The sequence below is a fragment of the Kitasatospora sp. NPDC101176 genome, from assembly GCF_044768035.1.
GTDB lineage: Bacteria > Actinomycetota > Actinomycetes > Streptomycetales > Streptomycetaceae > Kitasatospora.
In genome coordinates, this window is the sequence record NZ_JBIWPA010000049.1 from 21,830 (window position 1) to 35,300 (window position 13,471).

A 13,471-nucleotide genomic window follows, 5' to 3' on the forward strand; every position below is an offset into this window, starting at 1 on the left:
CGCAGCAGGTCAGTGGCGACCCGAGCGGGGGCAGCCACACGGTGCCGTCCTCACAGAGCAGGAAGGACGGCGGTGCTCCCGGGGAGTCCGCGCACCGGCCGGGTCCGGGTGAACTGCCCGAGACCAAGACGGTGGCAGGCGACACCACCACGCACCCTTCTGGCGACGGGCGGCCCAAGGCCCCGGTGAAGGGTGGGGCCGTCACCCCGCCGCCGTCCCTGGAACACCACCCTGGGGATGCCAAGCCCGGCAGCCCCCAGCCCGGCAATGCGGTGCAGCCGAAGGCGGCCGCGGCGCAGGACGTCAAGGGGACGAAGACCCGCGGCGCTACGTCTACGTCCCCCTCGGCGAAGGACCTTCAAGCACGCAACGACGCCAACACCAGTTCAGGATCCCCGGGTCTGCCCGTCGAGGGGACGGAGGTCGCCGGTGCCCAGACCGACAGCACGTCGGTCTACCAGAACCCGGACGGCACCAAGACCCTGCGCGTGTACCCCCGGCCTGTGCACTACAAGAAGGCCGACGGCAGCTGGGACGACATCAACACCAACTTCTCGCTGGACCGCGCCGGCCGTTGGGCCGAGCAGGCCAACAGCCAGCAGGCCAGCTTCGCGGTCAAGGCCGACGACCCCTCGGTCGTGAGCTGGACCCTGGATGCGGAGCACACGGTTTCCTACGGCCTGCAGGGTGCGGCCCCAGTGCGCGGCGTCGTCCAGGGCGACACCCTGACGTATCCGCTCGCGCGCCCTGCGAGCGACGTCGTCTACAACGGCCTCGCCCAGGGCATCAAGGAATCCCTGGTCCTGCACGATGCGAGCGCCCCGACCAACTGGGTCTTCCCGCTGAACACCACCGGGCTGACCCCGGCGATCGGCTCGGCTGGCGAGGTCCAGTTCAAGGACGCCTCCGGCGCCGTGCGGCTCACGATTCCGCGCGGCTCGATGATGGACTCGAAGATCGACCCGGCCTCCGGCGACGGCGTGGGCAGCGACGGTGTCACCTACCGTGTGATGGACCAGAACGGCGTGCCCGCTCTGCAGATGGACCTGGACGCGGCCTGGCTGCACGACGCCAAGCGCGTCTACCCGGTCACTGTGGACCCGTCGACCCTGTCCATCGGCGTCGGACAGTCGACCTTCGTCCGCTCCGACCAGAAGGCGAACTTCTCCACCGACCCGTTGCTGCGGATCGGCACCTCCGACGGCGGCGCCTCGAAGATTAATAGCTACCTGTACTTCCCCGGTGTGGCCAACGTGTTGTCGAACGACTACCTGCACGCGGTAACCCTCAACCTGAACAACACCCACTCCTACGAGTGCTCGCCGCACCCGGTCTACGTGAACCAGATCACCAGCTCGTGGAACCCCGCGACGATCAACACCTACCCTGGTGTGTCGATCGGCCAGCAACTGGGAACCGCCAACTTCTCCGCCGGCGACACGTGCGGCGGAGCGATGTGGGAGAGCATCGATCTGGGCCGCAGCCACAACGACCCGGGCGTACAGCTGGTCGAGAGCTGGGCCCGCGGCGGCGCCAACTACGGCCTCGCGCTGACGGCCAGCACCACGAACTCCTACGACTGGAAGAAGTTCTCCAGCGCCAACAGCGCCTACCCGCCCTACCTGTCGATCGTCTACAGCGACTGGGCCGCGACCTACGCACCGGCCGACAGCTACATGCCGCCGACCTACAACACCCCCGGCTACCAGCAGGTCACCCTGACCAACATGGCGGCAAACTGGTGGAACTGGCAGAGCATGCAGGTCAAGGCCCGGTTCTTCGACTCGAACTGGAACGAGCAGTGGTTCAACGCGCCGCTCACCGGCGTCTCCGGACTGGTCAAGACCTATGACTCCGTGACCGTCAACGGCGTGATCCCGCCGCTGCCGCTCGGACGCTCCTACTACCTCTGCTGGGACGGGTACGTCGGCGGGACCACATCCCTGCACGACTCCTACTCGATACCCTTCGGCACCTGCACCACCGTCACCGGGGCAAACACCGCACCCCAACTGGACGCACTGGCGCCGCCCAACAACACCGTGGTCGGAAGCCTTACCCCGCAGCTCTACGCCACCGGCCACGACCCGGACAACTACCCCGGCACGGGCGTCGACTACTACTTCAAGGTCTACACCAACCCTGCGTCGGGCGACCCGCAGCTCGTCGCCGAGTCAGGCTGGCAGCCCAGCACCTCCTGGGCCGTGCCGCCCGGCAAGCTCGCCTGGAACACCAGCTACCTGTGGAACGTCATGGACGGCGACCACAGCGGCGCGAGCCCGCTGTCCAGCATGGTCTCGTTCTCCACCCAGGTCCAGCAGCCGGTGATCACCTCCCACCTCGGCGGTGCCGTCGGCGACGGCGCCGGCCGCCCCTTCGACGCCAAGGTCGGCAACTACACCACCGCGGCCACCGACGCCGACGTCAAGAGCATCGGACCGGCACTGACGGTCAACCGCTCCTACAACTCCCTGGACCCGCGCACCTCGACGCTGTTCGGCAGCGGCTGGACCTCCAACTTCGACATGAGGGTCCAGCCCGACAACGATGGCACCGACTCCGTCGTCCTCACCACCGCCAGCGGCCGGGCCGCCCGGTTCGGCGCCGACCCGAACAAGGGCGCCCTGTACACGCCACCGCCCGGTGAGTTCCAGTCCCTCAGCAAGGCCGCCACCGGCTTCGACCTGATGGTCAAGGACGGCACCCGCTACGAGTTCCACGCCGCCTCCGGCGACGGCTACGCCCTGTCCCTGGTACGCGACGCGGTCGGCCGCACCCAGGAACTGAGCTACACCAACAGCGTTCTGACGACGGTGAAGGACACCTCCTCGGGCCGAGCCCTGCACTTCGAGTGGACCGCCAGCAACCGGCACGTCGCGAGGGTCTACACCGACCCCGTGACCGGGACCGACTGGAACACCTCTCAGACCTGGACCTATACCTACAACGCCAATAGCCCCGACCAGCTGGACCAGGTCTGCGCACCGGCGACCGGCGGGAACACCGCCCAGTCCTGCAGCAGCTACTCCTACACCCCGGGTTCGCACATGCGCTCGGCCGTTCTCGACTCCGCCCCCGTCTCGTACTGGCGCCTGGGCGAGTCCTCCGGCAGCACCGCGGCCAGCGAGGTGGTCGAGAACCAGGGCAACGACAACGCGACCTACTCCGCCGGCGGTGTGACCCTGGGCACTCCCGGGCCGGCGGGCTCCGCGACAGCGGCGACCTTCGACGGAAGCACGGGCTATGTGACACTGCCGCAGACCGAGCTATCCACCTCTTCCTACGCGGCGGTCGGGCTCTGGTTCAAGACCACGGGCTCGGGCGTGCTGTTCAGCTACCAGACCGAGACCTTCCCTGGCAGCGGTACGACAGCGGGCGACTACACCCCCGCGCTCTACGTCGGGACCTCCGGAAAGCTTCACGGCAAGTTCTGGGCCGGCTCCTCCATCCCCATGCAGTCGTCCAAGGCGGTCAACGACGGCCAGTGGCACTTCGCGATGCTGTCGGCATCCGGGGTCTCCCAGACGCTGTACCTCGACGGTCAGGCCCAGGGAACTCTGGCCGGACCGGTCCTCGCGCCGGGGCAGCGCGCCAGCGCCATCGGCGGCGGATTCACCAGTGCCTGGTGGCAGGACAGCCCGTTCAGTGACTTCACAGGCCGGGCGAGCTACTTCTCCGGCAGCATCAGCGACGTCGCGTTCTACAACCGGACCCTCGGCGCCCCGACAGTCCAGGCCCTGTGGCAGGCTGGCAGCCAGCCCTCGCCCGAACTTTCCGGGCTGAAGCTCCCCTCCGGCAAGACCCGGCTCGCCATCTCCTACGACACCACCAAGGACCGCGCATCCCAGGTCACCGACGAAAACGGTGGCACTTGGAAGCTCAACAATCCGACCGTGTCCGGCTCCTCCCAGGAGTACCGGGGCCAGGTCATGGGCTCCCGGCCGACCGACTACTGGCGGCTGTCCGACGGCGCCGGCGTGCAGGCCGCCAATCAGATCTACACACCGCGGCCGACCCCCCACAACGGCACCTACTCAGATGTCGTCCTCGGGTCTGCGGGGCCCATGGCAGGTTCCGCCGGATCCGCCTCCTTCAACGGCAGCACCTCCTGGGCCGAGTTGCCGGCCTCCTACGCGCCCCAGTCCGGCCCGGGAGCGCTCGGGATGTGGTTCAAGACCAGCAGCGCCGGCGTTCTGCTGAGTTACCAGTCCTTCCCCATCAACGCACCCCACACCCAGTGGGGCCTGCACTGGAACCCGGCCTTGTACGTCGGCACTGACGGGAAGCTCCACGCACAGCTGTGGACCGGCGATGCCTCCCACACCATGGCCAGTGCCGCCACCGTGAACGACGACAAGTGGCACTTCGCCCTGCTCTCGGCCGACAGCCCGACCTCCCAACGGCTCTACGTGGACGGCGCGCAGAGCGCCGGACCGCTGGACGGCACCATCACCCCCAACGGTGTCGAGCACGTCTTCATCGGCGCCGGCGCCGTCTCCCTCGGCTGGCCCGCCGCCCCCGGCGACGACTCCGGCCACTTCAAGGGCCAGATCTCGAACGTGACCGCGTTCCCGCACGGCATGGACAGCACGGCCGTCTCGAGCCTCTACCAGCTGGCCACCACCAGTGGCGCCGTCCAGTACGACGCGGCCGTCGTCGATGCCCACCCGACCGGCTACTGGCACATGGACGACACCACCGGCAACCAGGCGACAGAGCTGATCTCCTCCGCGGCACTGGCGCAGAACCGGGGCAGCTACCACAACACCACCTGCTGCCAGAGCGGCCCCTGGGCCTCCGGCACTTCCACGGCCACCGGCTTCAACGGCACCAACGCGTACGTCCAACTGCCTCCCAACACCGCGCCTAAGCACTGGGGTGCGGCCACCGTCGAGCTCTGGTTCAAGACCACAGCCCCCGGCGTGCTGTACAGCCACCAGTCCTTCCCGATCGATGGGAAGCCGACTAATGGCTCGACCGACCACTGGAACCCGGCGCTCTACATCGGCTCCGACAGGAAGCTCTACGGTGCCCTGTGGACCGGCTCGGCCGACAACGCCCTGGTCTCGGCCACCACCGTCACGGACGGGGCGTGGCACCACGTCGCTCTGACCGGCGACGGCTCCGGCCAGACCCTCTACCTGGACGGTGCTCCCACCGCGACCAGCACCACGGCGCTGCCCATCACCTACAACGGTTCGGCTTACGCCTACCTCGGCGCCGGGTGGACCGGCGGCTGGCCCAACCCGCCGTCGGACCAGGTCGGTTACTTCAACGGCGCCATCGCTGACTTCTCGACCTACCGGTACCGGCTCACCCAGGACACGGTCTCCGGCCACTACAACCGTGCCACCTCCACCGCCATGATCGGGGGTGTGGACGCCGCGAGCGCCTACCGCACCAAGGTGATCCAGGACAGCGCCATAGGCTACTGGCGCCTCAACGACCCGTCCGGCTCCTGGTACGCCGCCAGCCAACTCGGCGACGCTCGCCCCGACGTCAACACCGGCAACCTGACCGACGTCCTACTGAACGGCAACGGCCCCTCCAACGACCCCAACCAGAGGTCGGCCGTCTTCAACGGCACCACCTCGCAAATCCAGCTCCCGCCCGACGCCGCCCCCGTCCGCGGTCCAGCCAGCATCGAGCTGTGGTTCAAGACCACCAGCGGCGGACCGCTCTACAGCTACCAGGACTTCCCGGTGGGCGGCCCGCTGGGGAACAGCTGGAACCCGGCGCTGTACGTCGGTTCCGACGGCCGCATCCACGGCGAGTTCTGGATGGGCTCGGGCGCCGTCATGACCTCCGACCGGACGGTCAACGACGGCAAGTGGCACCAGGTGGCCCTCGCCGCCGACGACAGCGGCCAGACCATCTACATCGACGGCCGCGCCAGCGCCTCCGACACCAGCGGACGCAAGATCACCTTCAACGGAACCCCGTACGTCTACATCGGAGCCGGCACCACCACCGGATGGGGCTGGCCCGGGGGCGGCGCCGACCACTTCAACGGCAACATCGCCGAAGTCTCGTACTACAGCACCCGACTCGACGCGGACACCGTCACCACCCACTACAAGTCCATGGGCGACGGCGGCACCGCCACACCCGTTACCACCGCCGTCGTCACCGACCCGACCGGCTACAACCTGACCTACCAGTACGACACCCGCTCCTCCCGCCTGCTCTCCCGCAGCGACGGCTACGGCAACACCACCCGCTACAGCTACGACACCGCCGGGTACCTCTACGCCGTCACCGACCCGAACGGGCACACCATCACCACCGGGCACGACACCCGCGGCAACACCGTCTCCCGCACCACCTGCCGCGGCGCCGGAAGCTGCCAGACCAGCTACGCCACGTACTACCTCGACACCGGCGACCCCTTCAACCCGGCCAACGACAAGATCCTGACCTCCAGCGACGCCCGGTCCTCGGGCCCGGGCGACACCACCTACACCACCCGCTACGCCTACGACGCCAACGGCCAGCTGATCTCCACCACCGCCCCGGCCACGTCCGACTTCCCCAACGGCCGCGTCAGCTACACCCTGCGCACCGACGCCACCACCCAGGCCCAGGACGGCGGAACCGTACCGGCCGGACTGGTGCGAGCCCAGACCGGCCTGCTCGACGCGGCCGCGTACCCGGACCCGAGCAAGATCCCCACCGACCAACAGACCACCTACACCTACCGGCCCAACGGCGACGTCGCCTCCGTCACCTCCCCACTACGGCCGAAGGTGACCTACGGCTACGACAACCTCGGCCGCACCATCAGCCAGGCATACGGCTGCGACGACTGCCCGGGCGGCAGCGTTTCCGCGCCCCGGATGCTGGAGACCGACTTCACCTGGGACGGCCAAGGCAACCAGGTCAGCCGCACCGACCCATACACCACCGACGCCGTCACCGGCGCCAAGCACACCCGGCAGGCCACCACCGCCTACGACGTCGACGGCAACCAGGTGAGCCAGACCGTCGCCGACACCACCGGTGGCGACCCGTCGCGCACCACCACCTGGACCTACGAACCCGACACCAGCCGGGTGAAGCAGGTGAAGGACCCCGGCGGCCACCTGACCTCGTTCACCTACGACCGCTACGGCAACGTCGCCACCCAGACCGACGCGGCGGGCACCACCTACAGCTACAGCCACTCGCCGATGGGACAGCTGCAGCAGACCGCCGTGACCAACTACACCGGCAGCAGCGCCACCCCGACCACGCCGCGCCGGCAGGTCGTCGACTCACGCAGCTACGACCCGGCCGGCCGCCCCGCCACCGCCACCGACGCTATGGGGCGCACCACCCACACCTACTACAACGACGACAACACCGTCGCCGAGGTCGACCTCGACGGCTACCACAACACCGACGGCACCTTGCGCAACGTGGTGCTCCAACAGAACACCTACGACGACGCGGGCCACCTCACCCAGCAGGTCACGGGCGGCGGCAAGACCACCACCGCCACCGCCTACGACGCGGCTGGCCGGGTCACCCGGACGAGCGTCGACCCCGGCGGCCTCAACCGCACCACCACGTACACCTACGACGTGGCCAACCGCCCGACCAGCGTGGCCAGCACCGGCGGCGCGGACGCGAGCTCGGCCCAGACCGACTACGCCTACGACGTCACCGGTAACGTGCTCAAGCAGACCGCCCGCAACCAGCCCGCGGACTCGGTGGTGGCGTACGGCTACAACAGCCGCGGCCTACGCACCAGCACCACCAGTCCGAACGGCAACGCGGCCGGCGCCGACTCCTCCGCGTACACCAGCAGCGTCGGGTACGACGAGGCCGGCCGGCCCACCGTCACCACCGGCCCGCTGTTCAGCGCGGAGTCGTACGACCCGACCAGCCACGGAAGCAAGCCGCAGCAGATCCGGCCGATCAGCCGGACCGGCTACGACACCTACGGCCAGGTGACCTCCCAGGTCGACCCGCTGGGCAACACCGTCACCAACACCTACGACCTGGACGGACACCAGGTCGCCGTGGCCGGTGCGGCCTACACCGACCCGCAGTCCGGCACCAAGGTCACGCCGGCCTCCACGGTCGAGTACGACGTAGTCGGCCGGCCCGTCAGGACCGTCCTTGACCCGACCGGTCTCAAACTGACCCGCACCATGCGATACGACCAATTCGGCAACATGGTGCAGATCACCCTCCCTGCGAGCGGAGGTGCCACCGCACCGACCGTCACGAAGTCCTACGACCTCGACGGCGAACTGCTCTCCAGCACCGGCCCGACAGGCGCGGTCAGCCAGTCCACCTACGACGACCTCGGAAGGCGCATCACCAGCACCCAGGTGGAGCGCTACCCCACCGCGGCCGCCTATACCTCCACCTTCACCTGGGACGACGCGGGCAGCCAGCTCAGCTCCACCCTGCCGGGCGGCGCCGTCAGCAAGGCGAACTACAACGCCGTCGGCCAGGTGCTCAGCGCCACCGACCCGGCCGGGATCGCCGTCCGCTCGGCCTACGACGGGCTCGGCCGGACCAGCAGGGTGACCAGGGCCGACGGGACCGCGACCGTCACCGGCTACGACCGGCTCGGGCGGACAGTGAGCACGACCGATCTGGACACCGCGGGGGCCTCCGTGGCCACCCAGTACGCCACGTACGACCCGGAGGGGAACGTCATCAGCGCCACCGACAAGGTGGCGAGCAGCGCCGACACCGCCGCGCACTCGCGGCAGTTCAGCTACAACCCGGCTGGCCTGCCGGTCCAGCAGGTCGAACCGGTCGCAGCCGGGCAGACGATCACCACATCGGCCGGCTACGACGCCAGCGGGCGCAAGACCCGCTGGACCAACGGGAAGAACGTCCGGGTCTACTACACCTACAACTCCCTCGGGCTCCCCGAGTCGACGGTCGAACCGCCGACCACCGCCCACCCGAGCGCCGCCGAAGGCCTGTTCACCACCAGCTACGACGCGGCCGGACGAGCCGTCACGCTGACCGAACCGGGTGGCGTGGTCCGCCGCCGCAGCTACGACGGCGCGGGCAACCTGACCCAGGAGAGCGCCACCGGCGCCGAGGTGGCGACCCCGGACCGCACCCTCGGCTACGACGCCGCCGGCCACCTGATATCCGTCGGCACCCCCGGCACCACCCCGGACACCTACACCTACAACGACCGCGGCCAACTGCTCACCGCTGCCGGCCCCGGCGGCGCCAGCAGCTACACCTACAACGGCGACAGCCGGATGACCGCCCGCACCGACGCGGCGGGCACCACCGCCTTCGGCTACAACACGGCCGGTCAGGTCACCAGCGCCACCGACCCGCTGACCGGCGCCACGGTTAGCTACGACTACGACACAGCCGGCCGCCTCACCACCGAGCGCTACGGCACCGGCGGTGGCACCCGCAGCTACGGCTACGACAGCCTCGGCCGGCTGCGCGACGACACCGTCAAGAACCCGGCCGGGGCCACGGTCGCCTCTATCGGCTACGGCTACGACCTCAACAGCCGGATCACCTCGAAGACCACCACCGGCACCGCCGGTGCCGCCGGCAACCAGTACGGCTACGACCTGGCCGGGCGCCTCACCAACTGGAACAACGGCACCACTGTCACCGCGTACACCTGGGACGCGGCCGGCAACCGGACCTCCGCCGGCGGCGTCACCTCCAGCTTCGACGAGCGCAACGAGCTGCTGAACGACGGCACCACGACGTACACCTACGCAGCCCGCGGCACCCTCACCGGCAGCACCGCCCAAGGCTCACAGCCCAAGGCCGCCCAGTTCGACGGCTTCGACCGGATGGTCAAGGACGGGCCCTCCATGTACACCTACGACTCGACCGACCGCGTCGCCCAGGTCGGAAACACCACGTTCACCTACGACGGCGGCTCCAACAACGTGGTCACGGACGGCACCGCGACCTACACCCGCACGTCCGGCGGCAGACTCCTCAGCACGGCCTCTGCGGGCGTGGCGTCCAACCCGCGCCTGGTGATCAGCGACCAGCACACAGACGTGGTAGCCACCATTGACCCGGCCACCAAGGGAGTTGCCAGTTCCACCGCCTATGACCCGTTCGGTAAGCCCACGGCGGCAGCGGGCGCGAGCAACTCGCTCGGTTACCAGAGCGGCTGGACAGACCCTGCGTCGGGCGACGTCAACATGGCCGCACGCTGGTACCGCCCGGGCAGCGCTACCTTCGCCTCGCGTGACTCCTGGCAACTGGGTGCCACCCCGTCCATCCAGGGGAACCGGTTCACCTACGGAAACGGCGACCCGGTCGACTCGACTGACCCGTCAGGGCACGAGACCGTCTGCCACGGCGGTGTAACCCTCCCTTGGATCGGCCGGGTACTCGAGTGTGAACTGATCAAGGGCAGCCATATAGATGAGGATTTCAGCGGTGGCTTCTCCGATGAGCCCACTTCCGTCAGGTCGCAGGTCAACTGCGACAAGTACTGGTGGACGACTGACTGCGGCGGATCCGGTTTCAGGTCGGCTCCCGCGCTGACATCGACCAGCGAACTCCACCGGGGAATCACGTCGACCAGTGAGCTCAGGCCGATCGTTCGTGGAGGTGGTTCGAGCGGTGGAGGGCGCCCCAAGTCGGGCCCGCCCCGACGTCGTCCCAGCCCGCCCACGGCTCCCGGCCCCACCCTGCCCAGGCCCAAGCCGCCGACAGACACCCGCCCGATCAACGACAACGACCGCCCGCACGCCAATCCCGACCCGATCGACTTCTTCACCGACACCATCGTGGCCGTCGGTACCGCGGTAGTCGGAACGGTGGTCGTCGACGGCATCCCGGCTATCGTCGGCGCCGCCACCACCGTCGGCTCCGGCGTCGTCGCCGCCAGCGACGCCCTGTTCGACCTTGCGGAAGAGCTGTTCCCCGAGCCAGCTCCTGCACCGACGCCGCGTAGGCCCGCGCCCGCGCCGGACGATGAATCGGGTGACTGCCGAGCCTTCAGCGGCGGGTGGCGCACGTACCTGCCGGTCGACCGGTCCGGTCGCGCCCAAGGCGCGGAGGCCTGCCTCACCAAGGACTTCATCGATACCAACCCAGGAAGCGGGACCAAGTCGTCCAAGGAGACGTACGGCGAAAAGGCGGTGACCCCACCCGGGTATTTGTGGGCAGCGGGCTACGCATCCGCGCTCGGAAACGGTCCGGCTTGGAAGTGGCGCAACAACTGCCACCTGCTGGCCAATTCGCTCGGTGGGGACGGGACGAACTACGAGAACCTCGCCACGTGCTCCCGCACAGCGAACTCCACGGCCATGGACGGGCCACCACACCGAGTATCGAACATGGCCTTCTACGAGAGCCGAGTGAAGAAGCTCCTGGACACGGACCACGATGCGGTAGTCCACTACAAGGTGACTCCGAAGTACGACGGAACCAGGATCGTTCCGACTGACTTCCACATGGAGGCAATCCTGTACAAGCCGGGTATCGGCACGATGAACCTGTTCGATGAGGATGTACCCAACGAGATGTACAGCCGGAAGGATGGACAATGGCACAACATGGGCGAGGACGCCCCGACCCGATGGGAGCCGTAACGTGAGTGACGACCAGTCCGTCGCAATCGCCGCCATGGCGGGCATCGGAGAAGCACTGTCGTGTATCGGGCCCACCTGTGGGGACACTGTCGACTGGAGCGCGGCGGAGAAGGTCTACGCAACCTCCTTCCCGGCCGACTACCGGGCCTTCGTCGCAGCCTTCGGTAGCGGCACGATCGCGCAGATGGTCGGCATCTGCATCCCTGCTGTCTCGGCGGACGAGCAGAAGGGAAGCACGGTCTCGAGGCTTTCCGAGGAAGCGCTCGCGGACGAGTCGGTGAACCAGTGGGCTCCCGCGGAGAAGGGCCGGCACCAGCTGGAGGACCTGCTCATCTGGGGAGGAACAGCCGCGGCCGACACCTTGTGCTGGATCACGACGGATCCGGACCCGGACCGATGGCCGGTTGCGGTGTACTCCCGCGGTAATCTCGAGTGGTCGGTGTACCCGTGCGGTATGGCCGAGTTCCTGCTCAAGCTTCTGCGCAACGAGTGGCAGCCGTGGCCGATCAGTGACGACTCGCTCCAGGACGTGGTGAACCCGCGCTTCCTGCACGACAAGGACGAGGAAGCCGCGTATGAGACGGGGGCCGATCCCTGGGATTAGCCGATTCGTGTGGTGACATGACCCTCGGGGCAAGAGGCTGAGCAACGCTGGCCTGTTGGAACGGTGGGTTGGGTCATGTAGGGGAAGACGAGGCTGCTGTTCGTGCCGGGGCCGACGGGGTGCTGGTGCTCGCTTTCGGCCGGCACGGATCGGTGCCGGGCGCACCCGGGCCGCCGCCGAGGTGAAGCGCCGCAGCTCTGTTGGCGCGTCGTACGCAAGGTTGGTCGAGCGGCTGGCCTGTCGGTCACGTGGCCCATGACCTCGGCATCGACAAGGAGATGCTGTGGTCTTGGGTCTGCAGGGCCGACGCCGGAGCACGGGACGAGAGTCTGGCCAGACTCTCACCCCGCTTCACTGACCACCTCTCCGTCGCGATTCGCACTCGAGTCGGAAACATCTGACAGGAGGTACCGCCGATTCGCCCCCGAGTCGGCCTCCCTATGCTGACTGACAGCATGTCGGGATTATCTGTTTCGGCAGCAGGCGAGTCTTTCCAGCGGTGGTGGTAAACACTAAGGTCTTGAGCCTGTGACTATGCGTGAATCCGGTGACGACCTGTGGGAAGAGTTCGTCAGGGAGTTTGAGAAGAACAAGGCGGTGCGGGAGCCGAGCGCCTCCGAACGGGCGCGGCAGCCGGTGCGACGACGCTCGCGGCGTCGGCTGCTTCCAGTGGCCACTGCTCTGCTGGTAGCCGCAGGCGCGGTGGCGTACATGCTTCGGCCGTCAGACCCGACACCGACCGCCGCGCCTGCGTCGGCTGCGACGACAACGTCCGCTCCCACGCCGCACGCGGCGACGCCGCCCAACGATGTCCAGGCAGCGGCATCCGACACTGCGATCTCGGCGATCCCGCTGTCCGTCTTCCCGGCGCAGGTGCAGGGGTACACACTGGTGGCGGACGTGGTGAACCCGAACTGTACTGGCCCGGACACCGTGGCGCCGACCCTCGCTGGGTTGATCACACAGGGCCACGGCTGTCTCGGCATCGACCTGGCACTGTACAGGGATGCCGAGGGCAACCAGTACAACCTGGCGCTGTTCAACATGAAGGACCGGGGCGACATCGCACACATGGTGACCCTTCTTGGCTCCCACCCCGACGCATACGAGGTCGCCGTCCAGACTCCGCCCAAGGACTCGGGCCTGCGCCAGTTGCCGGCCGATAGTGGCCTCGTGCAGGGCTTCGCGGCCCATGGGCATGGCATGCTCGTCGGTATGGCCCAGTGGTTCGATGGTCGGACCACAGACCTCGACAAATTGGCGAAGCAGCTCTCGCCGCTGACCGAGGCCGTCATCAACAAGGTTCCTGCCTAACGGAGCGCCC

Annotated in this window: 3 protein-coding genes; all 3 read left to right on the forward strand. The window is 68.3% G+C overall.

Features of this window, described 5'->3' with window-relative positions; translation table 11 throughout:
• The first annotated feature begins 131 nt into the window (after positions 1–131).
• The 3 genes from ACIRS1_RS37515 to ACIRS1_RS37525 all read left to right on the forward strand — a co-directional run bounded on the left by ACIRS1_RS37515 (position 132) and on the right by ACIRS1_RS37525 (position 13,461).
• Positions 132–11,543, forward strand: a complete 11,412-nt coding sequence (locus ACIRS1_RS37515; protein WP_402847081.1) for a LamG-like jellyroll fold domain-containing protein — start codon at positions 132–134, stop codon at positions 11,541–11,543.
• A 1-nt stretch (position 11,544) separates the two neighbouring features.
• Positions 11,545–12,147, forward strand: a complete 603-nt coding sequence (locus ACIRS1_RS37520) for a hypothetical protein (RefSeq protein ID WP_402847082.1) — start codon at positions 11,545–11,547, stop codon at positions 12,145–12,147.
• A gap of 534 nt (positions 12,148–12,681) precedes the next feature.
• Complete coding sequence (locus tag ACIRS1_RS37525; protein ID WP_402847084.1) at positions 12,682–13,461, forward strand: hypothetical protein; 780 nt, start codon at positions 12,682–12,684, stop codon at positions 13,459–13,461.
• The last annotated feature ends 10 nt before the right edge of the window (positions 13,462–13,471 follow it).

Excerpts from the sequence above, each read along its gene's own strand:
- ACIRS1_RS37525 (WP_402847084.1), top strand. The coding sequence starts at position 12,682 with ATGCGTGAATCCGGTGACGACCTGTGGGAAGAGTTCGTCAGGGAGTTT.